We start from the raw sequence: 22,692 nt of genomic DNA on the forward strand, positions 1-22,692 counted from the left end.
AGGGCGTATCTCTTTATATATGGGGTGGGAATCGGATTAGGCCTTTTGAGCAGGACAGGGGGCGGCGGGAACCGCAAGGCGTCCGGGCGGGGGCGACCGGCGCGTGACGAGACCGGCGGGGCGGGCGGCCCGGATGACGCCCTGATCCTGATCGCGGCCGCCGCGACCGAACTCGCCAAACTCGCCCAGCGCCACAAATTTGAGGTTCTCGACCATCTGCTCGCGATGGCCACCCTGGAAGCCGACGAGCAGCTGCGGCTCCGTAGCCGGCGGAAGCTGTCGTGAGGGCACTGCGGGATGACAGGGCCGGCGTTGGGGCGCGGCTATCTCCGTTGGTCGTCCTGGCGAAAGCCAGGACCCATAACCACCGCATCCGGTGATGAATGGGATGGTGGCCCCAGCGGCGCGCCCCAATTGAGGCTTGGGGCAATGGGTCCTGGCTTTCGCCAGGACGACGATGGGGATGGTTCTCGATTCCACTGCCACACGACCGGTGTCATCACCCGCGAAAGCAGCGGATGATGCTGCGCTCCGCCCGTCCTACGCAGTCGCGAGGCGCCGCGCGCGCTTTGCAGGCCGCAGTTTCAGTGTCGTGTCCGTCGCGCTCAGCACGCGTCCGTCCTGCGACAGCAGCGCGAGCTTCTTCACCGGTTTGCCCTTGGCGCGGTCGACCATGATGGTCGCGATCTCGTCCGGATGCTCGTCGAACTCCTCGGTCCATTGTCGGAGCGCAACCAGGATCGGGAAGATGCCGTGGCCTTTCGGCGTCAGCACATATTCCTGATAGGCGCTGCCGTCGGAGGCGGGGACCGTCTTGAGGATGCCGCGTTCGACCAGCGTGCGCAGCCGCGTCGTGAGGATGTTCTTCGCCAGCCCGAGGCTCGCCTGGAATTCGCCGAAGCGGCGGCGGCCGAGGCTGGCGTCGCGGATGATCAGGAGCGACCACCAGTCGCCGAACACATCGAGCGCGCGCGCCACCGGGCAGCTGTCGCCTGCAAGGCTGGTTCTCTTCACCACGTGTCTCCGGGAATTGGGCTCATCACGGCCTTGTGTGGTTGCAATATTAAACCGAATGCCCTAGCTAGGCAACGAAGTTTAATAATGCAACCAATTGGAGGCGGACATGAGATTGGCAAACAAGACGGCGTTGATCACGGGCGGCAACAGCGGCATCGGTCTTGCGACGGCAAAGCTGTTCGTGGCGGAGGGCGCCAAGGTCGTCATCACCGGACGCAACAAGGAGACGCTTGCGGCGGCGGCCAAGGAGCTTGGACCGAACGCGCTCGCCGTGGTGGCCGATGCCACCGACATCGCTGCGTTGGAAGCCGCGGTGAAGCAAGGCGCCGAGAAGTTCGGCAAATACGACGTGCTGTTCGCCAATGCCGGCATTCCCGGTCAGACGCCGGTTGGCGGCACCACGCTCGCTGCGTTCGAAAATGTGATCCGCACCAATCTCACCGGCGTGTTCTTCACCGTGCAGGCGGTCGCGCCCTATCTCAACGACGGCGCATCGATCATCCTCAACGGCTCGGTGATTTCGGTGCTCGGCAATCCCGGCTACTCGGCCTATGCGGCGAGCAAGGCCGGCGTGCGTGCGATGGCACGCGTGATGGCATCAGAGCTGTCGCCGCGTAACATCCGCGTCAACGTGGTGGCGCCGGGCGCCGTGCGTACGCCGATCTGGGGTGCTGCGATCGCAACGCCTGAGGCCGAGAAGGTCTTCGAGGCTCGGATCGGCAAGACCACGCCGCTCGGCCGCATCGGCGAGCCTGATCATATCTCGAAGACGGTGCTGTTCCTGGCGTCCGACGATGCTGCCCATGTGCAGGGGCAGGAGCTGTTCATCGATGGCGGCGCAACTGCATCGCCTGCCGGCGCGCCGATCTATCGCGGATAAAGTTTGTTTCTCATTGTAAGAAGCTGCCGGTGTGAAACCGATCACACCGGCCGTTTTCGTCTGCGACTATCATCGTGCGTATTGAACCTTTGTCGTACTGCCCGGACTCCTGAATGGGCGGGGAATTTTTTTCACCACGGAATCATTTTGGAGTTCCTTCATGCCGAAAGCAGCAGCCCGCATTTCGACGTCGATCCCTGTTTCGTCCGCGTCCCAGAGTGCAGACAATTCAGACTCGGCACAGCTTGTGACCGTCGCGCTGTTCTCCGGCATCGGTTTGTTGATTTCGCTCGTCGCCGTGATCTGCGGCGTTCAAGGCGTCTGGTTCTGAGTTCCATCAACTGAATGGCCTGCCGCCGCCAGGGGCGGCGGCAGGTGCTCGATCACATCAGGCCGCGTTCAGGCTGCCGGCGGCCTGCAGCGCGCCTGCAACCGCCTTTTCGCGATGCTCGGGACCGACCTGGACGCCATCGGCCGGGATGAACTCAACGTTCCTGACGCCGATGAAGCCGAACACGCCGCGCAGATAGGTCTCGAGATGTTCGAGCGCGGCCATCGGCGTATCGGCGCCGTAATAGCCGCCGCGCGAGATGGCGATGATGACGCGCTTGTTGCCGGCCAGTCCCTCGACGCCGCCAGCGCCGTATTTGAAGGTCTTGCCTGCGACCATGATGCGATCGATCCAGGCCTTGAGCTGGGAGGGAACGGTGAAATTGTACATGGGAGCGCCGATCACGACGATGTCGGCGGCAAGGAACTCGTCCAGCACTGCCTGGCCGGCGGCGACGTCGTCGCGCACCGACGGGTCCGGGGCCGCGCCCTGGCCGGCGGCAAGGTGCAGGCCGGAGAGGTGGGCGAGCGGGGTCTGGGTGAGGTCGCGATAGCTCACGACGAGGCCGGGATTGGCCTGGCGCAGCCGCTCGACGGCGGCGGCGGAGACCTGGCGGCTGACGGAGTGGGGGCCGAGGACCGAGGAATCGATGTGCAGAAGCTTCATGGCAGAGGTCACCTTTGGTATAGGTTTGTAACTGGCGCTATATGAGTGACCGCCCTAAATCTTCGCAAGAACGCACATTTTTGAAACCCGAGCACACCGATGAGACCCGAGAACATTGATGTAACCGGCCCGTCGCCGCGGCCCAGTCCCGACCACAGCGATTGCCGCGCGGTCGCCTCCGTGTTGTCGCGGGTCGGCGACAAATGGAGCGTGTTCGTGATCATGATGCTGATCGACGGACCGAAGCGCTTCAATGAATTGAAGCGCATGATCAACGGTATCTCGCAGCGGATGCTGACGCTCACGTTGCGCGGCCTGGAACGCGACGGGCTGGTGACGCGCACGGTGTTTCCGACCATTCCGCCGCGGGTCGACTACGAGCTGACCGACCTCGGCCGCGGGCTGGCGGAGCCGGTGAAGGCGCTCGGCCAGTGGGCGTTCACCCATCTTCCGGAGATCGAGGGCGCGCGACAGGATTTTGATACGCGGAATGCGGAGTGATGGTTATCCGTCATCAGCGCATTGTTGGACCGTCAGCCTGAGGAGTCTGCATAGCAGACGTCTCGAAGGGTGCACGGCCCGGCTGGTGGCCGCCGACCCTTCGAGACGGCCGCGTCGCGGCCTCCTCAGGGTGACGGGGAACGATTGGCGCTAGCGGATTGCGCGATTGATTAAATCATCGACACCAATCCGCCGCCGTGACGCTCGAGCTTGCCGGCGAGTTCGAGCTCGAGCAGCACCGCGCGGACGACGGCGGGTGAGACCTCGGCCATCCGGATCAGATCGTCGAGGCTGATCGGGCTCGGTCCGAGCAGATTGACGATGCGGGCACGATCGGAGGCATCGGTTGCAAAGTCCAGCGGATCGTCGTCCTCGCGCACAGACAGCATCACGGGTCGCTCCATGATCGGCGTGACCGCGTTGATGACGTCGGCGGCTTCGGTGACCAGCGTGGCGCCTTGCTTGATCAAATCATTGGCGCCGGCTGCGCGCGGGTCGATCGGCGAGCCCGGCACCGCGAACACCTCGCGGCCCTGTTCGGCTGCCATCCGCGCCGTGATCAGCGAGCCCGAGCGATGCGCGGCCTCCACCACGACGACGCCGAGCGACGCGCCCGAGATCAGCCGGTTGCGGCGAGGGAAGTCGCGTGCCCGCGGCACATGGCCGAGCGGCATCTCCGAGATCGCAGCACCCTGTTCGAGCAGGGCGGCGAGCAGATCCTCGTGCTCCGGCGGGTAGATCCTGTCGTGGCCGCCGGCGAGCACCGCGACCGTGCCGCTGGCAACGGTGGCACGATGCGCGGCCTGGTCGATGCCGCGGGCGAGGCCCGAGATCACGACGAACCCGGCATCGCCGAGATCGCGCGCCAGCTGGCCGGCAAATTTCAGTCCCGCCCCGGAGGCATTGCGCGAGCCGACGATCGCGATCATCGGCCGCATCAAGGTGTCGCGCGCGCCGCGCACCGCAAGTAGCGGCGGCGCATCGTCGATGGTGGCAAGCCGCGCGGGATAATGTGCCTCTTCCGGCGCGACGAGGTCGATGCCGAACCTGCGGCAGGCCGCGAGCTCGGCTGTGGCGTCGGCCTCGCTGCAGACCCGCTGGGGACCCGATGCGCCGCCGCGGCGCGCGAGATCCGGCAGACGCTCCAGCGCCTGCGCGGCGTCGCCAAAATGGCGGAGCAGCGATGCAAAGGTGCGCGGGCCGACATTGTCGGAGCGGATCAACCGCAGGCGGTTGAGCCGTTCGGCGTCGGTGAGTTTTGTCGGGCTGGGCGGGCGGTCATGCATGCGGGGCGCAGCTTCGCCCAACCTGAGATTGTGATCAACTGCGACATTGGCGCTACCGCGCGCAACGCGCTAAAAGCGCTTGCCAAGAAGCCGTCAAAAACCGTCAAGAAACAGGAAGTCCGCCGATGATTTCGCTTGCCGATCTCCAACGCCGCATCGCCTCTCGCGAATTGTCCGCTGATGCCGCCATCGCGCAAGCGCAGGACGCCATCGCAGCGCAAGAAAAAACCATCGGCGCCTTCGTCCGGCTCGATGAGAAGGCCCGAGCGCAAACGGCCGGGCCGCTGCGCGGCATTGCGGTCGGGATCAAGGACATCATCGACACCGCCGATTTCCCGACCGAGATGGGTGCTGCGATCTATCGCGGCCATCAGCCGCGCGCCGATGCGCCTGTCGTGATGGCGCTGAAGCAGGCCGGCGCGACCATCATCGGCAAGACCACGACGACGGCGTTCGCAGCGAACGATCCGACGCCGACGGTCAATCCGCACAATCACGCACACACGCCGGGCGGGTCGTCGTCGGGCTCGGCCGCAGCTGTTGCCGCCGGGATGATCCCGCTGGCGCTGGGCACGCAGACCGGCGGCTCGGTGATCCGGCCGGCCTCGTTCTGCGGCGTCGCCGCGATCAAGCCGAGCTACCGGCTGCTGCCGACCGTCGGCGTGAAGTGCTTCTCCTGGACGCTCGATACCGTCGGGCTGTTCGGCGCCGGCGTGCGTGACGTCGCGCTGGGGCTGGCCGCGATGACCAGGCGGCCCGAGCTGGTGGTGCCGTCGCAGCTCGCTGCGCCACGCATCGGCGTGGTGACGCAGGCCTTCGCCGGCGCGCCTGATCCGTCCGGAGCGGAGGCGGTGCAGACAGCCGCGCGCGCTGCCGAGCAAGCGGGCGCTGTCGTGCGCGAGCTCGCCATGCCCGAGATTATCGCCGAGGCGTGGCGGATCCATCCGGTGGTCCAGGAGTTCGAGGCGCACCAGTCATTCGCCTGGGAGTACGGCCAGAACTACGATGCGATGCCGCCGCTGCTGCGTGGCCGGCTCGACGAGAGCAAGGGCGGCACGCCGGCCGAATATGATGCGGCAATGGACGTCACGCTGCACGCGCGGCAGGCACTCGCCGCTGTTCTCAGCGAGGTCGACGTGCTGCTGACGCTGTCGGCGCCGGGCGCCGCACCTGAGGGTTTATCGTCGACCGGCGACCCTCGTTACAACCGGCTCTGGACCTTGATGGGCGTGCCCTGCGTCAACGTGCCGACGCTGACCGCCGAAGGCGGTTTGCCGATTGGTGTCACCGTGGTCGCGGGCTTTGGCGATGATGCGAAGGCGCTGGCGGCGGCGAGTTTTGTCGAGGGAGCGCTGAGGGGTTAAGTCCTCGTCATTCCGGGGCTCGCGAAGCGAGAGCCCGGAATCCATTTTTCCGCAAGTCTTGCGGCCCCATGAATTCCGGGCCCGCGCCAAGGGGCGCGTCCTCAGGTGCGCAATTGCGCACCGGGGAATGACGGGACTACTTCTTCTCGCCGATCTTGCCTTCGGTGCCGGCCTGCAGCCGCTTGATGTTCTCGCGGTGCATGTAGAACAACAGTACGGTCAGCACGGCGAACAGCGAGGCGAGCGCGTTGTGGCCGAAGAACCACAGGAACAGCGGAGTCACGAACGCGGCGATCAGCGCCGACAGCGACGAGTAGCGCGTGGTGTAGGCGGTGCCGAGCCAGATCACGACAAAGATCAGCGCCGCCGGCCAGAACAGGCCCAGCAGAACGCCGATATAAGTCGCGACGCCCTTGCCGCCGCGGAATTTGAGCCAGACCGGGAAGAGGTGGCCGAGGAACGCACCTAGCGCCGCCAGCATCGCGGCGTTCGGGCCGTCGATGGTGCCCGCGATGATCACGGCGACCGTGCCCTTAAGCATGTCGCCGAGCAGCGTCGCCGCGGCGAGGCCCTTGCGGCCGGTGCGCAGCACATTGGTGGCGCCGATATTGCCCGAGCCGATCGTGCGCAGATCCTGCGTGCCGGCCATCCTTGTGAGGATCATGCCGAACGGGATCGAGCCCAAGAGGTAGCCGATCACAAAGGCGACCAGCAGGAACGCGTCAGCGGACATCGCGGTGGCTCCCTGGACGGCCGGTCCGGTCCATTTTGAACAATTCTGTCAACGAAAAATTAACCATCGATCCGCACCATGGCCTTGGAAATGAGGGAGCTTATCATGGCTTCTGTTCGCAGGCGGCTGGAGCAGCTTTTCTTTGTCGTTTACGTCGCGGCCATCGTCGTTGGAACGACAATGGAAGCGATGTCGCAACTCGCGGCGCGCTGAGTTCCACATCGATTGAGCATGATCCTTTCGGAAAACCGGTTCCCACTTTTCCGGATCATGCTTTAGACGTGCTCGTACACGGTGCGTCCGCCGACGATGGTCCGCGTCACGCGGCCGGAGAAGCGGGCGTCGTCGAACGGCGTGTTCTTGCATAGCGATTTGAGATCGTCGCGGTCGAGCACCCAGGGTGTGTCGGCGTCGATCACGATCACGTCGGCCGGTGCGCCGGCGCGCAGCGTGCCGCCGGGCAGGCCGAGCAACTCCGCCGGCCGGGTCGACATCGCCCGGATCAGCGTCTTGAACTCCATCTCGCCATTGTGGATCAGCCGCAGCGCCGCCGGCAGCATGGTCTGCAGCCCGACCGCGCCGCTGGCCGCTTCCGCGAACGGCAGCCGCTTGACCTCGACGTCCTGCGGATTGTGATCGCTCATCACGACGTCGATCAGCCCGGAAGCCAGCGCCGCGACCAGCGCCCGCCGGTCGTCCTCGGTGCGCAGCGGTGGCGCCAGCTTCAGGAAGGTGCGGTAGGGGCCGATGTCGTTCTCGTTCAGCGTCACATGGTTGATAGAGACCGAGGCCGAGACATTATGGCCGGCGTCGCGGGCGCGCTTGAGGATCTCCAGTGACTCGGTCGAGGTCAGCGAGGCTGCGTGATAGCGCCCGCCGGTGAGGCCGGCGAGCCGCATGTCGCGCTCGAGCATGATTGACTCGGCGGCGGTTGGGATTCCGGCGAGGCCGAGCCTTGTAGCGAACTCGCCCTCGTTCATCACGCCTTCGCCCACCAGATGCGGGTCCTCGGTGTGATGCACGATCAGCGCGTCGAAATCGCGGGCATAAGTCAGCGCGCGCCGCATCACCTGGGCGTTGGTGACGCTGCGGTCGCCATCGGTGAAGGCGACCGCGCCGGCGGCCTTCAACAGGCCGATCTCGGTCATCTCCTGGCCCTTCATGCCTTTGGTCAGGGCCGCCATCGGATGGATGTTGACGATCGCGGTGTCGCGGGCGCGACGCAGAACGAAGTCGACGGTGGCGGAATTGTCGATCACCGGCGAGGTGTCGGGCTGGCAGATGATGGTGGTGATGCCGCCGGCGGCCGCGGCTTGGCTCGCGGAGGCAAAGGTCTCGCGATGGCTGGCACCGGGCTCACCGACAAAGGCGCGCATGTCGATCAGGCCGGGGGCCACGATCTTGCCGGCGCAATTGACGATGTCGGTGCCTTCGGGGACGCCGGCGGCGCCGATGCCGCGCTTGGCATCACGGATCACGCCGTCGGCGATCAGGACATCGCCCGGACCGTCGAAGTCGCGCGACGGATCGATGACGCGGGCGTTGGCGAGCAGGATGGGGCGGCGATCGGTCAGCATCGGTCTCACGCGTTCGGCAGGTTGCGGGCGAGCGCTTCCAGCACCGCCATGCGCACTGCCACACCCATTTCAACTTGTTCACGGATCAGCGACTGCGCGCCGTCGGCGACGAAGGTGTCGATCTCGACACCGCGGTTCATCGGGCCAGGATGCATCACCAGCGCGTCGGGCTTGGCGTAACCGAGCTTCTTCTGGTCGAGGCCGAAATAGTGGAAGTACTCCTGGCTCGACGGCACGAAGGAGCCGTTCATGCGCTCGCGCTGCAGCCGCAGCATCATGACGATGTCGGCGCCGTGCAGCCCCTCGCGCATGTCGCGTGCGACCTCGACGCCCATCCGCTCGATGCCGGAAGGCAGCAGCGTGGAGGGGGCCACCACGCGGACGCGCGCGCCCATGGTGTTGAGCAGGAAGATGTTGGAGCGCGCCACGCGCGAATGGAGCACGTCGCCGCAGATCGCGATCACGAGCCCTTCGAGCCGGCCCTTGTTGCGGCGGATGGTCAGCGCATCCAGCAGCGCCTGGGTCGGGTGCTCGTGGGCGCCGTCGCCGGCGTTGATCACGGAACCGTCAACCTTGCGCGCCAGCAGTTCGACCGCGCCGGAGGCGTGGTGGCGCACCACCAGGATGTCAGGGTGCATCGCGTTCAGCGTCACCGCGGTGTCCATCAAGGTCTCGCCCTTGCGGGTCGACATCGATGACACGGACATGTTCATGACGTCGGCGCCCAGGCGTTTTCCGGCGATCTCGAACGAGGACTGGGTCCGGGTCGAGGCCTCGAAGAACAGATTGACCTGGGTGCGGCCGCGCAGACTGGCGCGTTTCTTGTCGACCTGGCGGTTGAGCTCGACATACTCCTCGGAGAGGTCGAGCAGGCCCGTGATGTCGTCAGCGGAAAGGCCCTCAATGCCCAGCAGATGCCGGTGACCGAGGACAAAAGTCGATTTCAATGATGGGGTCATTAAAGCCAGAGCTATAGGCGCGGATGGCCGGTGGGGCAAGCGCGAAGAGGGTTTCGAGGAGTTTTCCCCGAGTAAGATGTGGCGGGGGTTCTGCGCCGTCATGTCCGGGCTAGTCGAGGGGCATCCAAGCCTTGCTTTTGCGGGGCTTTCCGGAACAAGACGTGGGACGGCCGGGATAAACCCCGGCCATGACGTCGGAGCGAGACCTTGTGAAAATTGTCGTGATCATTGTCGCCGTCTTGGGCCTGGTTTCGCCGGTCCTTGCCCTGGATCTGCCCGGCGGCTTCGCGTTCCTCCGCGACATCGATCCGACCATCATCCAGGACATCCGCTACGCTGGCGCGAACAATTTCATGGGCCGGCCGATCGCGGGCTACGGCGCGGCGGAATGCGTGGTGAAGCGGGAAGTGGGGCTGCGCCTGAAGGCCGTGCAGCAGGAACTGGCCCGGCAGAAACTATCGCTGAAGATGTTCGATTGCTACAGGCCGGTCCGCGCGGTCGCCGACATGGTGGCGTGGTCGAAGAACGGCACCGAGACCGCGGCCGAACGGCGCTATAACCCGGCCTTCTCGAAAGCCGATCTGTTCCGCCTCGGCTATATCGCGACCCATTCCGGGCATTCGACCGGGGCCGCGGTCGATCTCACGCTGGTTGATCTGACCGCCGACAATTCGCTCAAGTTCGATCCGGCCAAGGACTATGCCGACTGCACCGCACCCGTCGCCGTCCGCGCCCCGGAGGGCAGCGTCGACATGGGCACCGGCTACGACTGTTCTGATGCGAAGGGCCACACTGCCGCCAGCGCCATCACGCCGGCGCAGAAGCGCTGGCGGGCGAGACTGGTCGCGGCGATGGCGGAACAGGGATTTGCGAACTACTCGAAGGAATGGTGGCACTTTTCGCTGCCGGGGGCGGCCGGGCCGGCCTATGATTTTCCGATCGGGCGGGCGCGATAGCGCGGGATTTCCTCAAATTCGAGGCGTTTCGGCAAGACAAAGCTTGCCATCGCAAAAGTGGCGAAACGCGCTTTCAACACTCCTTAATTGTGGCCGTATGAAGTGCGGGCATTGCGGGAGCACGAAGCATGCGTTTAGCAGCCTTTGCACTTGTTGCCGTCGGCGCCGCCGGCATCGCGATCTACGATCAATACGACAAGGGCGCGAACTATCAGCGCGTCGATGCGCGGATCAGCGTCGTCAACGATCAATGCTATCTGGAGAAGGTCGAGCGCGGCGTCATCACCAAGACGACGTGGACCTCCGACCTGACCCGCTGCGAAGTCGCCGAGCTGCTGCGCAAGGAGCATCCGAAGTGGCACGGCTATGACCTGAGGCACAAGATCGAGGTGCGCGTGGTCTACGTCTCGCCGGTCGATGGCGTCTCGCACCAGTCGAGCCTGGAGATGTCCTACTTCCCCAACGGCAAGCCGCTGCACGCCGGCGACGTGTTTCCGGTGCTGGCCTCCAAGACCAAGGCGGATAAGACCCGCATGATCTGATCGTCGCGGCGGTTCGGGGGATCGGAGTTCAACCATGCGCCTTGGCCTCTACGGGATCATCGCTATCGGTGTCGCGGGCCTCTATGCCTACATCGAGTTCGACAAGCGGGTGAACTTCCGTCCGATCGACGCGCGCGTCAGCAGCGTCAAGGAGCAATGCTATATGGAGAAGACGGAGGGAAATCGGAGCTCGACGTCCGATCTCCTGCCGTGCGAACTGACCGAGCTCCTGGCGCGCAACCATCCGAAATGGCAGGGCTACGACATCAAGCGCAAGATCGAGATCCGGTTTGCCTACATCTCACCGGTGGACGGCGCCGCGCATGAATCGAACCTGCAACTGGCGTCCTATCCCGGTAACCGGCCACTGCACGCCGGCGACATCTTTCCGGTCCAGGCGTCCCGGAAAGAGGCCAACAGGACCCGCGCCAACGATTGGCTGGACCGGCGGCTCGGTCGCGATGCGCCCAGGCACGGAAGCATCTAGCAGCGGGCGCATTTTTCGCTGCCCGGCACCGGCCCGCAGGCTTATGATCCCCCGATTCCAATGCGCCACGATCGGCCCGAGATCCCGGCGGGGCAGACCGGTTGTCCGGGCCGCATGCGCGCAGCGAGACCATTTCCGAGGAGACCATGACGCAGGCTCCGTTTGCCACCCACGACGTGCTCAACCAGTCGCCGCCGTTTTGGAACGTCGACCTGTTCGCGACCGATGCGCCGCTGATCGCGGCTGTCGCCGCCAATGGCGGGGCAGCGGCTGCCGCTGAGCTGTCGGATTTCGGCAAGCATTGGGGCTCCGCCGCCATGGCGGAGCGCGGCCGCATCGCCAACGAGAACACGCCGAAACTGCGCACCTTCGACGCCAGAGGCAATCGCCGCGACGAGGTCGAGTTTCATCCGGCCTATCACGAGCTGATGGCGCACTCCGCACATGCCGGCGTGCACAATTCGACGTGGACCGCCCAGGGCAAGCCGGTCGGCGGCGCGGCCGAGGTGGTGCGCGCGGCGAAATTCTACATCGCCGCGCAGGTCGAGACCGGCCATCTCTGTCCGATCACGATGACCCGCGCTTCGGTCGCGGCGCTGGCCTCGCAGCCGGACATCCTGGCGAAGACGATGCCGGTGATCGGAACGCGCGCCTACGATCCGAGCTTTGCGCCGTGGTGGACCAAGCGCGGCATGACGCTCGGCATGGGCATGACCGAAAAGCAGGGCGGCACCGACGTTCGCGCCAACATGACGCGAGCCGAGCGCGACGGCGATGGCTATCGCATCACTGGGCACAAATGGTTCATGTCGGCGCCGATGTGCGACGCGTTCCTGGTGCTGGCGCAAACCAAGGACGGTCTGAGCTGTTTCTTCATGCCGCGCTTTGCGCCCGACGACACCGTCAACGCGATCCACTTCCAGCGGCTGAAGGACAAGCTTGGCAACCGCTCCAATGCCTCCTCGGAGGTCGAATTCCACGGCGCTCATGCCGAATTGATCGGCGAGCAGGGCAAGGGCATCCGCACCATCATCCAGATGGTGCAGCTGACGCGGCAGGATTGCGCGATCGCATCCGCCGGCCTGATGCGCTCGGGGCTGGCGCATGCGCTCAATCATACGCGGCATCGCAGCGTGTTCCAGAAACATCTCTCCGATCAGCCGCTGATGCAGGCGGTGCTCTCGGACATGGCGCTGCATGTCGAGGCGTCCGTCGCGCTGGTGATGCGGCTGTGCCGCGCCTTCGATCGTGCGCCCACCGATACCAGCGAGGCCGCCTATATGCGGCTGCTGACGCCGGCGATCAAATACTGGACCTGCAAGAACGCACCCAGCTTCCTCTATGAGGCGATGGAGTGCCTTGGTGGCAATGGCTACGTCGAGGAGGGCATTCTGGCGCGCCACTACCGGGAGTCGCCGGTCAACGCGATCTGGGAAGGCTCCGGCAACGTGATGTGCCTCGACGTGCTGCGTGCGCTTGGCCGCGAGGCCGATGCCGCGCTCGCCGTGCTGCGCGCGCTCGCCGACGAGACCAGGGGCCTGCCGGGCACGGCCGAGGCCGTCGCATCGATCGGACAGTCGTTCCGCCGTCCCGACAGCGAGCGCATCGCGCGGCTCGCGGTCGAACAGCTGGCGCTGCTGGCTGCCACGGCTGCGCTCAACCAGGTTTCGCCGAAAAACGCCGAGCTGTTCGCAGCGACACGGCTTGCCGAACGCCACGCCGGCATGTACGGCGCGGTGGATATCTCCGATGCTGATCAACGCGCGCTGCTGGCGCGGGCGCTACCATGAAGGTTTGCTGATGGACGCACTCAATCCCGATACTCCGCCGGCCGCGATCGAACCGCCGCCGCGCCCGCCGCGGGTCTGGAAGTTCTGGGGCACCGCGCTGTGGGGCCTCGTCATCTTCATTGCGATGTTCCTCGGTCAGGTCGCGGTCATCATCTGGCGCATCATCGCGCAGGGCGGGGAGATGTCGGCAGGGGGCATCACCCATGTGGTCGCCGACGGCCTGACGATATCGCTCTCGGTGCTCGCGGGTTTGCCGATGGTGCTGCTGGCGTTGTGGTTCGCGATCCGCCGGACCCGGATATCGTTTGCCGATTATCTCGGGCTGCACTGGACGTCGTGGAAGAACGTGATCATCGGCATCGTCTCGCTGATCGTGCTGGTCGGAGCCTGGGACATGGTGTCCCGCGCCGCCGGCCGCGAGGTGGCGCCGGGCTTCATGGGCGACGTGCTGAAATCGGCGCAGGAGCACAGCGCGCTGTGGCTTCTGGTGATTGCCTTCGCCGTCGCCGCGCCGCTTTGGGAGGAGCTGTTCGCGCGCGGCTGGCTCTATCGCGGCTGGTCGGAATCCCGGCTCGGTCCCTACGGCGCGATCCTGCTGTCGTCGATCGTCTGGACGGTAATGCACCTGCAATACGACTGGTTCTTCCTCTGCCAGGTGCTGACGATCGGGCTGCTGTTCGGCTATCTGCGCTTCCGCACCGGCTCGACCTGGCTCACCATCCTGCTGCACGGCCTGAACAATTTTGCGGCCACGATCCAGACCTGGTGGCTGGCGGGCTGACCGTGTGACCACATGGCCAGAGGCTACACCCAACTTCGCTGCGGCATTGTCGCCTGACCTCCAGGGCGCTTTATTCACCGGCGTTGGCTATCGAGGGCAAACTGGATGCTTCGCGCTGCGCTGGGCGTCCGAACCTCAAGGATCTGGCGGCGCATGGGGTCGTTTGCCGGAGTCGTGAGCAACCAGGGGAAGCGGAAACGCGCCGAGAGGCTTGTTCGAAAGTCTCATGGAACCTCTCGTTGGAACTTCTCGTTGTTCGTTCACGCGCGTAACGACGAGGCAGACATTTCATCGACTGGGGCGCGCCTCATCCAACCGCTGCCGAACGAATCGGCAAACAACCGGGAGGAGCCCCAACATGAGTGCAGCCAGACCTTCATCCATCACGCGGCGCCGGTTCCTGCGGGACACGAGCCTCGCTCTCGCCGCCGCCAGTGCGTCTCCAGTGCTCTCCGCGCCCTTTGCATCGCGCGCCATGGCCGACACCAAGACGCTGACGATCGTTCAATGGAGCCACTTCGTTCCTGCCTACGACAAATGGTTCGACAAATTTGCCAGAGATTGGGGCGAGAAGAATCACATCGAGGTCTCGGTCGACCACATTCCGGTGCAGGACGTGGCCGCCCGCGCGGCCGCCGAAGCATCGGCAGGGTCGGGCCATGATCTGTTTGGATGGAACGGCGCCGGCGGGGCGCATCTTTACCGCAAGTTCCTGATCGACGTGACCAGCCTGGTCGAGTCGGTGGAGAAGAAGTACGGCAAGGTCAGCGTGATCGGGCGGCAGATCGGTTACAATCAGGACGACCACACCTGGTCTGCCTTTCCCGACTATTACATCAATTTCCCCGCCATGTACCGCAAGAGCCTGTGGGACGAGATCGGCATGAAGCCCGAGACGTGGGACGATGTGCGCATCGGCGGCGCGAAGTTGAAGCAGAAGGGCCACCCGGTCGGGATTTCGCTCGGTCACTCAAACGATCCGAATACGACGTGGCGCGGTGTGCTGTGGAGTTATGGCGGCGCTGTTCAGGACGAAGCCGGCAAGCACGTCGTTCTCGACAGCAAGGAGTCGGTCGAGGCGGTCAAGTTCGCCGCCGCCCTCTATAAGGAGGCAATGACGTCGGACGTCCTGTCGTGGAGCGACGCCAGCAACAACCAGTACATCGACTCGGGCGTCAGTTCGCTGATCATCAACCCGATCTCGGCCTATCGGACGGCCCAGCAACTCAACAAGAAGGTGGCCGACGACATCTTCGTGATGGAGCCTCCCAAAGGGCCGGTGCGTCGATTGATGGGCGGCGCGTCGGAATTTTACGGAATCTGGAAGTTCGGCAAGAACCAGGATGCGGCGATCGAGTTTCTCAAATACTACGCCGACAACTGGATCGAGGCCTTCAAGGCGAGTTCCGGGTACAACAACCCGATCTTCGCCAATATCGTGCCGAAACCGATGCCGTTGCTGTCGGATGATCCGACGTCGACGCCGCGCGACAAATTGGCTGCGCTGCAGACGTCGGACCAATGGTCCGCCGTTCCCGGCTATCCCGGGCCGGCAACGCCCGCGACCGACGAAGTCTACAATGATTTCATCATCTGCGACATGATGGCGAAAGCGGCAACTGGCGCGATGACGGCGGAACAGTCGGTCAAATGGGCTGCACAACAGTGCGAAGCCATCCTTACCAAGTGGCAACACAAGGCGTGACGTGATTGCGTGATTGCCAGCGTCCGAGCCCGTGTTCGCATGCAGGCTCGGGCGCGGACTGGAAGCAAAGGGCAGACAGGAACCACGCGCCGCCAGGCGGAGCGGAAGGCTAACTTTGCTGGGATGACCAATGGCTACGGTATCTGCGAGCAATATCGTCAAGAGGTTTGATGAGGTTCTCGCGGTCAACGGCATTTCGCTGGCGATACCGGACGGCGAGTTCGTGGTGCTGCTGGGGCCGTCGGGCTGCGGGAAGACAACCTTTCTGCGCATCATCTGCGGCCTCGAAAGGCAGACGAGCGGCGATCTCGTCATCGACGGAAATATCGTCAACGATGTTCCGCCGCGCGCCCGCGGCGTGGCGATGATGTTTCAGAGCTATGGGCTCTATCCGCACTACACGGTGCGCAACAATATCGCCTTTCCGCTCCGGACCCAGCGCGTTTCCGGCACCGAGATCGAGAAGAAGGTCAAATGGGCATCGCGTCTCCTTGGGATCGAGTTCCTTCTCGACCGGAGGCCGCGTCAGTTGTCCGGCGGCGAGCGACAGCGCGTTGCGCTTGCGCGAGCGCTGGTCCGTGAACCGACCGCGCTGCTGCTCGACGAACCGCTGTCGAACCTCGACGCCAAACTGCGGGCTTCGGCCCGCCAGGAGATCAAGCAGTTCCAGCGGCGGGTCGGCGTCACCACCATCTATGTCACCCATGATCAGGTCGAGGCGATGGCCCTGGGCGATCGAATTGCGGTGGTTGACCATGGGAGGATCCGGCAAATAGGGACGCCGACAGAGATCTACGACGAGCCCGCCGATCGATTTGTCGCGACCTTTGTCGGCGCGCCGCCCATGAACCTGCTCACGCACAACGGAGCTTGTCTTGGCTTCCGTCCAGAGAATTTCCTTCCCAGGGAAATGATGAGGGACGGTGCTGTCACCGAATTCTGGTTCCGCGTCGATCGTTACGAGTATCTCGGCTCCGAGCGGATCGCCTACGGCACGATTGAAGGCTTCGATTCAACTCAGTTCATCACGGCGAAGTTGCCGGCTCGCATTGCTGAGGAAAGTGTCCGGCCGGGCGAGCGGCATCTGTTCGCAGTGCACCGCCAGGACCTGCGCTATTTTGACCATGACGGCAAGCGGACTAGGGGACACTAAACCGGGTCGTACGATGGTTACGATTGCTGAACCAGGTACAAAAGCGGCCTCGCGCTTTCGCTACATTCTGGACCGTCGCGAAACGCTCGGCGCCATCTTCGTCGCGCCAGCGATCCTTTACGTTCTGCTGCTGGTCGGCGGGCCGTTCCTGCTGGCCGTATATTATTCGATCAGTGCCTACACGATCTACGATCCATCGTGGCGCTTCGTGGGCTTGGTCAATTTCGCACAGGTCATCCAGAACCCGGTTTTTCTCAAAACGTTGGGCAACACCTTTCTCTTCACGTTTGGATCGCAGTTGCTTGGATTGATCCTCGGAAAATTCGGTGCGTTCTTGCTGATGCGGCCGTTCGCCGGGCGGAAGATCGTCAGGGCGTTGATCATATTGCCCTGGGCCGTGCCGATCGCGCTGGCCGCCGTCGCCTGGGAGTGGATGTTCGATTCCCTCTATAGCGTCATCAACTGGTCGATGATCGCGCTTGGCATCATCGACCGTTCGGATGCGCCGAACTGGCTGGGCAATCCGCATCTCGCAATGCTTTGCGTGATCATAGTCAATGCGTGGCGTTTCTTTCCATTTGCGATCGTGATCTTCCTCGCGGGTATCACGTCAATTCCGCAGGACATCATCGACGCGGCGACCGTCGACGGTGCGGGCTTCTGGCGGCGCAACTACCAGATCGTCTTGCCGTTGATCCTGCCGATTGTTGCTGTCGGGCTGATCTTCGGCATCGTGTTTACCTTCACCGACCTCTCCATCGTTTACCTGCTGACCAATGGCGGCCCGATCAATGCAACCTCGGTTCTGGCCTTTCAGGGCTTCCAGGTCGGCATCGTCTCCGGCGACGTATCGCACGGTGCGGCCATTTCGCTGTTCATGCTGCCGGTCCTGCTCGTCGTCGTCATTATCGTGTTGCGATTCATCCGACGGAGGGAGGTCTGAGATGCAGCGCATCGTCACCAGGGTGGCCGGCGAGGCAGGGTTCTATCTCGCGATTGCCTTCTTTGTCGTCGTGACCACTTTTCCGTTCTATTGGATGCTGATCACCTCGTTCAAGACCAATCCCGACCTGTACGACGTGACCAACATTCCGTTCTGGTTCAATGAGGCGCCCACGCTCGAGCATTTCCGCTACCTGTTCGAGCAAACGCTGTTCGCGCGTTGGCTGCTGAACTCCCTGGTGATCGGGCTCTGCGTCGTCGCGATCACGCTGATCGCCGCATTGCCCGCCGGCTATAGCTTGGCCCGGATGACCGGGCGCAACGGAGAGGCGCTGGGGATCGGCATCTTCCTGACCTACCTGGTGCCACCGACACTGCTGTTCCTGCCGCTCTCGCGGATCATCGCCAATCTCGGGCTGCAGAATTCGATGTGGTCGCTCGTACTGGTTTACCCTACCTTCACGATTCCATTTTGCACGTGGCTCTTGATGGGGTTCTTCAAGGCCTTGCCGCCCGAGATCGAGGAGGCGGCGATCGTCGATGGCTGCAGCCTGTTCGGCGCTTTTGTCAGGATGGTGATTCCATTGTCGCTGCCGGCGATTCTGACGACCGTGATCTTCACGTTCACCTTGACGCTGCAGGAGTTCGTGTACGCACTGACCTTCGTTTCCTCGTCCGCCCAGAAGCCGATCACGCTGGGCGTGGCGACAGACCTCGTTCGAGGCGATATTTTCTTCTGGGGGGAGATCATGGCTGGCGCGTTGATTGCCAGCGTCCCGGTGGCGATCGCCTACAACCTCCTTCTCGACCGCTTCATCACCGGCATAACCGGTGGGGCCGTCAAATAGTCGCCTTGCCTGACCGAGGATGCGTCCACCAGCTCGACCTTGCTGACCATCCCGCTGCACGGGCTGAACAACCTGGTGGCGGCAATCCAGATCTGGTGGCTGGCGGGCTGACCGTCCGATATGTTAGGTTGAGCTCAGGCCCACCTTCGCTGCAAAATTGTTGCAGAAAAATCCAACATGTCGAACTTCGAAAATACCAGCGCGCCGGTCCCGGCTTCGGCGAAATCGCCGCGGGCTTGGGATTTCCTGGAGACGACGCTTATTGGCCTTGTCGCTTACGGCGCGTTTCTTCTCGCTGCCGGGCTTGGTCTCTCTGTCCTAATATTCGCGCAGTATGGGACAATTCCGGCTGTTCATGGTGAGTTGGAGGGGCGCTGGCAGGGCACAGCTCTGATGTTCGGAAGTCCAGCTGCCGTTGCGGTGCTTTGGATTGCTGTCCGCAAGCTCGATCGGGACTTTTCCGAATACCTTGCGCTCAATTGGCCCAGTTCAGGAGAGCTTTTTCTCGCATTCGCGATCACGGCAGGCCTCCTGATCGTGGAGGGCTATTTTCGAGCTTTCGTAGGCGCAGATTCGAGTTGGATCGCTCCCAGTTTGAATGTGCAAGGGCGGGTTGGCTTGCTAACTTTCCTGATCGGTTGCTGCCTCGCCGCGCCAATCATGGAAGAGTTTATTGTCCGCGGCTTCTTGTTTCGGGGATGGTCGCAGTCCTTCCTCGGGCCTGTTGGTGCCATCGTCTTGACATCTGTCGTTTGGGCTCTCAACCACACTCAATATGATTGGTCTGATCGCTTCTGTATTTTCGTTTTCGGCCTCGCTCTGGGCTACTTTCGTTGGCGGAGCAATTCGACTTGGCTGACAGTGATCGTTCACTCGGCCTTGAACATTATCAGCTCCTTCATGATCGGGCCTTATGTCTAAGGTCCGACCGCCGTAATCACGATCGGCATCGTGATGACCGCCGAAAGCCGGTGGAGGGGATGCCAGAACATCCCTCAAGTGCTATGATCTAGATCAATGAAACGAGCGCGGGCCGGATCGAAACCAGGCAGCGGCGGCTGCCGTCGTGCGAGCTCTTCCCATGGCTACGTTGTTCCGAATTCTTCTGGCCAGCGTCGTGGCGCTGGCGTCTCTCGGCGCCATCACGCAGCAGGTGCGCGATGGCGGTGTGACCGACACCGAAATCCGCATCGGCAATCTGATGCCGTATAGCGGCGCGCTGGAGATTTTCGGCCAGATCGGCAAGGCGGAAGCCGCCTATTTCGAGATGATCAACGAACGCGGCGGCATCAACGGCCGCAAGATCCGCTTCATGTCCTACGACGACCTGTCGGATGCCGCCAACGCCATGGACCTGACACGGATCCTCGTCGAGACCGACAATGTGCTCTTGATGTTCGGCTCGTTCGGCACGCCCGAGAATCTCGCGGTGCGGAAGTATCTCAACGAGCGGCAGGTCCCGCAGCTTTTCGTTGCTTCCGGCGATCAGGACCTCGGCGAGCCGTCGCTCTATCCGTGGACCATGGGCTGGCAGCCCTCATACCGCGAGGAGGGGCGCGTCTACGCCAACTACATCCAGGCGTTCTATCCCGGAAAGAAGATCGTGGCGCTTTGGGAGAATGACCAGTTCGGGCGGGACTTGTTCAAGGGGCTGGTGCAAGGGCTGGGTGACGTCGCCCACAACCTCAGGGTCGATATCGCCTATGACGTCGACGATCAGCATCTGGACAGCCACATCTCGATCCTGAAGCAATCCGGGGCCGAGGTCTTTGTGTTTGCCGGCGTGCCGGAAAATGCCTCGAAGGTGATCCGGGCTGCGGCCGAGCATGGCTGGCGGCCTGTGTTCATCGTCAACCAGATGGCGTCATCGATCGAGACGGTGCTCAGGCCGGCGGGCACGGAGAATGCGACCGGGGTCGTCACCGCCGCCTTCCTGAAGGATGCGAGCGATCCCGCCTGGAAGGAAGAGCAGGGCGGCTGGCACAGCTTCGTGGACAAGTACACCAAAGCCGGCGGCAAGGATGACGCTGCCGCCGTCTATGGCTATGCCGCCGCCGAGACGCTGGTCCAGGTGCTCAGGCAATGCGGCAACGATCTGTCGCGCGAAAACGTCATGAAGCAGGCTGCGGCGCTGAGGGATTACCAGGCGTCCGCCTTACTCCCGGGCATCAAGATCAACACCGGTGGCTTCCGGCCGGTCGAGCAATTGCGGTTGCTTCAGTTTGACGGCCGCAGCTGGCAGCCGATCGGTGATGTGCTCGATACGGCGTTCACCGGCTCGAGCGGGAAATAGCGACGATTAGAGCAGCGAGCCGGTCTGCGCATGTTCGGCGCCTTCAGGGATCAGTAAGTATGTCTGCGGAGAAAGCGCACCAATAAACTGACAGTGTGGCCATGTCAGCTGTGCGTAAGTGAGCGCCTCTACCATCAGGTGATGAGACCAACATCGTGGTCTCCAAACCTGTTGGATCGGGACTATGTTGCCGCGATTGTTGGGGAGTGTGTGTATGGCGGCCGCTTCGCTTCCGGTCGCCGTCCATTTGAAATTCGCCGTTTGGGAGGTCTGGTCGCTCGCGCTCCTCGTCGGGGTCGGTGTCTATCTGCTCGGGTTGCCGCGGCGAGAGACGCTGCAGGGCGAACCACGCAGCGGCACGTAGCGCTCCCATCCTTCGAACCAATCGCAGTGGCTCGCCTAAAGCCCGACCGCCGCTATCACGATCGGCATCGTGATCGCGGCCAAGATCGTCTGCAGCGTGATGATCTTGGCGAGCAGCGGCGCGTCGCCACCCATCTGGCGCGCCAGCACATAGGCGGACGGCGAGGTCGGAACCGCGGCGCAGGCCGCGACGATCGCGAGATTGGCGCCGGTGACGCCGAACCATACCGCGAGCGCGACCGTCAGCACCGGCATCAGGACAAGCTTCAGGGCCAGCGCGACGCTGGCGGCGAGGCTGGGGCGGAAGATGCCTTCCAGATGCAGGCCCGCACCGGTGACGAGCAGGCCGATCGCGAGCGACGAGCCGCCCAGCGCATCGGCGACATCGTGCCAGATCTTCGGCAGCGGGATGTGCGCGACATTGATGGCGAGCCCGATCACGCAGGCCCAGATCAGCGGGTTCTTCACCACCGTCATCACGATCGCACCCGCCGATCGCTTCCCGGACGAGGCATATTTCGCCAGCACGGCGACGCTGAAGACGTTGACCAGCGGGATGATCGCAACCATTGCGACCGACGCGAGCGCTAGTCCGACCTTGCCGTACAGATTGCCCGACACCGACAATGCGACATAGGTCTGCCAGCGGGTGGCGCCCTGGAAGATAGAGCTGAAGGCCGGGCCGTCGACCCCGGCGCGGGCGAGCGGGCCGCGCAGCGCAAGACACAGCAGGCACATCAGAAGCGCCGCGAGCAGCAGCGCGCCGCCGGCGCCTGCGACCGGGACCGTGGACAGATCGGCCTTCACCAGCGTCTGCACCAGCAGCACCGGGAACAGCACGTAGTAGGTCAGCTGCTCCAGCCCATGCCATTGGGTCTCCAGCCGCATCAGCGTGCGCTTGAGGACGACGCCGAGCACGATCAAGAGGAACACCGGCAGCAGCGCCGCGATCACCACGGCCATGGTCAGCGCTCGCCGCGCAGCTTCGCGAGCCGGTCGAGCGCACCCTGCAGGATGAAGATCGCGGCGTGCTCGTCGATCACCTCGGCGCGGCGGGCGCGACTGACATCCATCCCGATCAGCTCGCGCTCGACGGCTGCGGTCGACAGCCGCTCGTCCCACAGCCCGATCGCAAGCGTGGTGAGGTTGGCGAGGTTGCGGGCGAAGGCCCGGGTCGATTGCGCGCGCGGGCCTTCGCTGCCGTCCATGTTGATCGGCAGGCCGAGCACGAAGCCGACCGCATTGCGCTCGGCTGCGATCGCGAGCAACCGCGCCGCATCGACCTTGAACTGCTTGCGTTGGATGGTCTCGACGCCGGTCGCGAGCCGCCGGTCCGGATCCGACACGGCAACGCCGATGGTCTTGGTGCCGAGGTCGAGGCCGACCAGCGCGCCGCGTTCGGGCCAGTGCGGCGCGGCTTCGATCAGGGGGAGAATGGGGGCGGGCATGGACTTGCGCTTAGCACGCACCCGCGCGCGGAGGCAAAGCCCGATGGCAGCGTGGCTTCATGCGAAAACG

The 22,692-nt window shown here is 63.9% G+C and carries 25 protein-coding genes; 17 read left to right on the top strand and 8 right to left on the bottom strand.

The window, feature by feature from the left end; all coding sequences use genetic code 11:
* Window positions 1–45 precede the first annotated feature (45 nt).
* Window positions 46–285 carry a hypothetical protein gene (locus JQ616_RS06965; RefSeq protein WP_212014847.1) on the top strand — a complete coding sequence of 80 codons (240 nt, stop codon included), beginning with the start codon at window positions 46–48 and terminating at the stop codon, window positions 283–285.
* A 255-nt stretch (window positions 286–540) separates the two neighbouring features.
* Here the strand turns inward: JQ616_RS06965 and JQ616_RS06970 are convergent, their stop codons facing one another.
* Window positions 541–1,017 carry a winged helix-turn-helix transcriptional regulator gene (locus JQ616_RS06970; RefSeq protein WP_212013286.1) on the bottom strand — a complete coding sequence of 159 codons (477 nt, stop codon included), beginning with the start codon at window positions 1,015–1,017 and terminating at the stop codon, window positions 541–543.
* Window positions 1,018–1,123: 106 nt separating this feature from the next.
* On the opposite strand from JQ616_RS06970, the gene JQ616_RS06975 reads away from it, so the two are divergent.
* On the top strand, window positions 1,124–1,897 hold the full coding sequence (locus JQ616_RS06975) for an SDR family NAD(P)-dependent oxidoreductase (protein ID WP_212013287.1): 774 nt from the start codon (window positions 1,124–1,126) through the stop codon (window positions 1,895–1,897).
* Window positions 1,898–2,057: 160 nt separating this feature from the next.
* Window positions 2,058–2,228: a hypothetical protein gene (locus JQ616_RS06980; protein WP_212013288.1), complete on the top strand. Its 171-nt coding sequence runs from the start codon at window positions 2,058–2,060 to the stop codon at window positions 2,226–2,228.
* Window positions 2,229–2,285: 57 nt separating this feature from the next.
* Here the strand turns inward: JQ616_RS06980 and JQ616_RS06985 are convergent, their stop codons facing one another.
* Window positions 2,286–2,894, bottom strand: coding sequence for an FMN-dependent NADH-azoreductase (locus JQ616_RS06985; protein WP_212013289.1), 609 nt, complete (start codon window positions 2,892–2,894; stop codon window positions 2,286–2,288).
* Window positions 2,895–2,993: 99 nt separating this feature from the next.
* Here JQ616_RS06985 and JQ616_RS06990 point away from each other — a divergent pair, with 99 nt between their 5' ends.
* Window positions 2,994–3,395: a winged helix-turn-helix transcriptional regulator gene (locus JQ616_RS06990; protein ID WP_212013290.1), complete on the top strand. Its 402-nt coding sequence runs from the start codon at window positions 2,994–2,996 to the stop codon at window positions 3,393–3,395.
* 170 nt (window positions 3,396–3,565) lie between these two features.
* Here JQ616_RS06990 and dprA read toward each other — a convergent pair whose 3' ends face one another.
* A complete protein-coding gene (gene dprA, locus JQ616_RS06995; protein ID WP_212013291.1) occupies window positions 3,566–4,681 on the bottom strand; it encodes a DNA-processing protein DprA in 1,116 nt (371 codons plus the stop codon).
* Between the two features lie 125 nt (window positions 4,682–4,806).
* Here dprA and JQ616_RS07000 point away from each other — a divergent pair, with 125 nt between their 5' ends.
* Window positions 4,807–6,045, top strand: a complete 1,239-nt coding sequence (locus JQ616_RS07000) for an amidase (RefSeq protein WP_212013293.1) — start codon at window positions 4,807–4,809, stop codon at window positions 6,043–6,045.
* 136 nt (window positions 6,046–6,181) lie between these two features.
* Here the strand turns inward: JQ616_RS07000 and plsY are convergent, their stop codons facing one another.
* The 3 genes from plsY to JQ616_RS07015 all read right to left on the bottom strand — a co-directional run bounded on the left by plsY (window position 6,182) and on the right by JQ616_RS07015 (window position 9,314).
* Window positions 6,182–6,778: a glycerol-3-phosphate 1-O-acyltransferase PlsY gene (gene plsY, locus JQ616_RS07005; protein ID WP_212013296.1), complete on the bottom strand. Its 597-nt coding sequence runs from the start codon at window positions 6,776–6,778 to the stop codon at window positions 6,182–6,184.
* A gap of 275 nt (window positions 6,779–7,053) precedes the next feature.
* The gene (locus JQ616_RS07010) at window positions 7,054–8,355 is read right to left on the bottom strand and encodes a dihydroorotase (RefSeq protein ID WP_212013298.1); all 1,302 of its coding nucleotides are present in this window, start codon (window positions 8,353–8,355) and stop codon (window positions 7,054–7,056) included.
* 5 nt (window positions 8,356–8,360) lie between these two features.
* Entirely contained in the window at window positions 8,361–9,314 is a 954-nt protein-coding gene (locus JQ616_RS07015; protein ID WP_212013300.1) for an aspartate carbamoyltransferase catalytic subunit, read from the bottom strand.
* A 188-nt stretch (window positions 9,315–9,502) separates the two neighbouring features.
* Between JQ616_RS07015 and JQ616_RS07020 the strand changes: the two genes are divergently transcribed.
* The 12 genes from JQ616_RS07020 (at window position 9,503) to JQ616_RS07075 (ending at window position 21,175) form a co-directional block, all read left to right on the top strand.
* On the top strand, window positions 9,503–10,270 hold the full coding sequence (locus tag JQ616_RS07020) for a M15 family metallopeptidase (protein WP_212013302.1): 768 nt from the start codon (window positions 9,503–9,505) through the stop codon (window positions 10,268–10,270).
* Window positions 10,271–10,398: 128 nt separating this feature from the next.
* The gene (locus tag JQ616_RS07025; protein ID WP_212013304.1) at window positions 10,399–10,812 is read left to right on the top strand and encodes a hypothetical protein; all 414 of its coding nucleotides are present in this window, start codon (window positions 10,399–10,401) and stop codon (window positions 10,810–10,812) included.
* 34 nt (window positions 10,813–10,846) lie between these two features.
* Complete coding sequence (locus JQ616_RS07030) at window positions 10,847–11,299, top strand: hypothetical protein (protein ID WP_212013306.1); 453 nt, start codon at window positions 10,847–10,849, stop codon at window positions 11,297–11,299.
* Window positions 11,300–11,445: 146 nt separating this feature from the next.
* A complete protein-coding gene (locus tag JQ616_RS07035) occupies window positions 11,446–13,089 on the top strand; it encodes an acyl-CoA dehydrogenase family protein (RefSeq protein WP_212013308.1) in 1,644 nt (547 codons plus the stop codon).
* Between the two features lie 10 nt (window positions 13,090–13,099).
* Window positions 13,100–13,870 (top strand): CPBP family intramembrane glutamic endopeptidase, encoded by a 771-nt coding sequence (locus JQ616_RS07040; RefSeq protein WP_212014710.1) that lies wholly within the window; start codon window positions 13,100–13,102, stop codon window positions 13,868–13,870.
* Window positions 13,871–14,096: 226 nt separating this feature from the next.
* The gene (locus JQ616_RS07045; RefSeq protein WP_212013309.1) at window positions 14,097–15,575 is read left to right on the top strand and encodes an extracellular solute-binding protein; all 1,479 of its coding nucleotides are present in this window, start codon (window positions 14,097–14,099) and stop codon (window positions 15,573–15,575) included.
* A 130-nt stretch (window positions 15,576–15,705) separates the two neighbouring features.
* Window positions 15,706–16,728 (top strand): ABC transporter ATP-binding protein, encoded by a 1,023-nt coding sequence (locus JQ616_RS07050; RefSeq protein WP_212013310.1) that lies wholly within the window; start codon window positions 15,706–15,708, stop codon window positions 16,726–16,728.
* Window positions 16,729–16,741: 13 nt separating this feature from the next.
* A complete protein-coding gene (locus JQ616_RS07055; protein WP_212013311.1) occupies window positions 16,742–17,671 on the top strand; it encodes a carbohydrate ABC transporter permease in 930 nt (309 codons plus the stop codon).
* Window position 17,672: 1 nt separating this feature from the next.
* A complete protein-coding gene (locus tag JQ616_RS07060; RefSeq protein ID WP_212013312.1) occupies window positions 17,673–18,518 on the top strand; it encodes a carbohydrate ABC transporter permease in 846 nt (281 codons plus the stop codon).
* 177 nt (window positions 18,519–18,695) lie between these two features.
* Complete coding sequence (locus JQ616_RS07065; protein ID WP_249136559.1) at window positions 18,696–19,439, top strand: CPBP family intramembrane glutamic endopeptidase; 744 nt, start codon at window positions 18,696–18,698, stop codon at window positions 19,437–19,439.
* A 160-nt stretch (window positions 19,440–19,599) separates the two neighbouring features.
* Complete coding sequence (locus tag JQ616_RS07070) at window positions 19,600–20,811, top strand: ABC transporter substrate-binding protein (RefSeq protein ID WP_212013313.1); 1,212 nt, start codon at window positions 19,600–19,602, stop codon at window positions 20,809–20,811.
* A gap of 214 nt (window positions 20,812–21,025) precedes the next feature.
* Entirely contained in the window at window positions 21,026–21,175 is a 150-nt protein-coding gene (locus tag JQ616_RS07075) for a hypothetical protein (RefSeq protein WP_212013314.1), read from the top strand.
* 35 nt (window positions 21,176–21,210) lie between these two features.
* On the opposite strand, the gene JQ616_RS07080 is transcribed toward JQ616_RS07075, so the two are convergent.
* Window positions 21,211–22,137 carry an AEC family transporter gene (locus JQ616_RS07080; RefSeq protein ID WP_212013316.1) on the bottom strand — a complete coding sequence of 309 codons (927 nt, stop codon included), beginning with the start codon at window positions 22,135–22,137 and terminating at the stop codon, window positions 21,211–21,213.
* Window positions 22,138–22,139: 2 nt separating this feature from the next.
* On the bottom strand, window positions 22,140–22,622 hold the full coding sequence (gene ruvX / locus JQ616_RS07085) for a Holliday junction resolvase RuvX (protein WP_212013318.1): 483 nt from the start codon (window positions 22,620–22,622) through the stop codon (window positions 22,140–22,142).
* Between the last annotated feature and the right edge of the window lie 70 nt (window positions 22,623–22,692).

Source organism: Bradyrhizobium tropiciagri (genome assembly GCF_018130545.1).
Classification (GTDB): domain Bacteria; phylum Pseudomonadota; class Alphaproteobacteria; order Rhizobiales; family Xanthobacteraceae; genus Bradyrhizobium; species Bradyrhizobium tropiciagri_A.

Coding starts and splice junctions, on each gene's coding strand:
- JQ616_RS07010 (WP_212013298.1), bottom strand. CDS start 8,355: ATGCTGACCGATCGCCGCCCCATCCTGCTCGCCAACGCCCGCGTCATC.
- JQ616_RS07080 (WP_212013316.1), bottom strand. CDS start 22,137: ATGGCCGTGGTGATCGCGGCGCTGCTGCCGGTGTTCCTCTTGATCGTG.
- JQ616_RS06980 (WP_212013288.1), top strand. CDS start 2,058: ATGCCGAAAGCAGCAGCCCGCATTTCGACGTCGATCCCTGTTTCGTCC.
- JQ616_RS06975 (WP_212013287.1), top strand. CDS start 1,124: ATGAGATTGGCAAACAAGACGGCGTTGATCACGGGCGGCAACAGCGGC.
- dprA (WP_212013291.1), bottom strand. CDS start 4,681: ATGCATGACCGCCCGCCCAGCCCGACAAAACTCACCGACGCCGAACGG.
- plsY (WP_212013296.1), bottom strand. CDS start 6,778: ATGTCCGCTGACGCGTTCCTGCTGGTCGCCTTTGTGATCGGCTACCTC.
- JQ616_RS07060 (WP_212013312.1), top strand. CDS start 17,673: ATGCAGCGCATCGTCACCAGGGTGGCCGGCGAGGCAGGGTTCTATCTC.
- JQ616_RS06990 (WP_212013290.1), top strand. CDS start 2,994: ATGAGACCCGAGAACATTGATGTAACCGGCCCGTCGCCGCGGCCCAGT.
- JQ616_RS07040 (WP_212014710.1), top strand. CDS start 13,100: ATGGACGCACTCAATCCCGATACTCCGCCGGCCGCGATCGAACCGCCG.
- JQ616_RS07050 (WP_212013310.1), top strand. CDS start 15,706: ATGGCTACGGTATCTGCGAGCAATATCGTCAAGAGGTTTGATGAGGTT.
- JQ616_RS07055 (WP_212013311.1), top strand. CDS start 16,742: ATGGTTACGATTGCTGAACCAGGTACAAAAGCGGCCTCGCGCTTTCGC.
- JQ616_RS07065 (WP_249136559.1), top strand. CDS start 18,696: ATGTCGAACTTCGAAAATACCAGCGCGCCGGTCCCGGCTTCGGCGAAA.
- JQ616_RS07070 (WP_212013313.1), top strand. CDS start 19,600: ATGGCTACGTTGTTCCGAATTCTTCTGGCCAGCGTCGTGGCGCTGGCG.
- ruvX (WP_212013318.1), bottom strand. CDS start 22,622: ATGCCCGCCCCCATTCTCCCCCTGATCGAAGCCGCGCCGCACTGGCCC.
- JQ616_RS07035 (WP_212013308.1), top strand. CDS start 11,446: ATGACGCAGGCTCCGTTTGCCACCCACGACGTGCTCAACCAGTCGCCG.
- JQ616_RS07045 (WP_212013309.1), top strand. CDS start 14,097: ATGGAACCTCTCGTTGGAACTTCTCGTTGTTCGTTCACGCGCGTAACG.
- JQ616_RS07075 (WP_212013314.1), top strand. CDS start 21,026: ATGGCGGCCGCTTCGCTTCCGGTCGCCGTCCATTTGAAATTCGCCGTT.
- JQ616_RS07030 (WP_212013306.1), top strand. CDS start 10,847: ATGCGCCTTGGCCTCTACGGGATCATCGCTATCGGTGTCGCGGGCCTC.
- JQ616_RS06985 (WP_212013289.1), bottom strand. CDS start 2,894: ATGAAGCTTCTGCACATCGATTCCTCGGTCCTCGGCCCCCACTCCGTC.
- JQ616_RS07015 (WP_212013300.1), bottom strand. CDS start 9,314: ATGACCCCATCATTGAAATCGACTTTTGTCCTCGGTCACCGGCATCTG.
- JQ616_RS07000 (WP_212013293.1), top strand. CDS start 4,807: ATGATTTCGCTTGCCGATCTCCAACGCCGCATCGCCTCTCGCGAATTG.
- JQ616_RS07020 (WP_212013302.1), top strand. CDS start 9,503: ATGACGTCGGAGCGAGACCTTGTGAAAATTGTCGTGATCATTGTCGCC.
- JQ616_RS07025 (WP_212013304.1), top strand. CDS start 10,399: ATGCGTTTAGCAGCCTTTGCACTTGTTGCCGTCGGCGCCGCCGGCATC.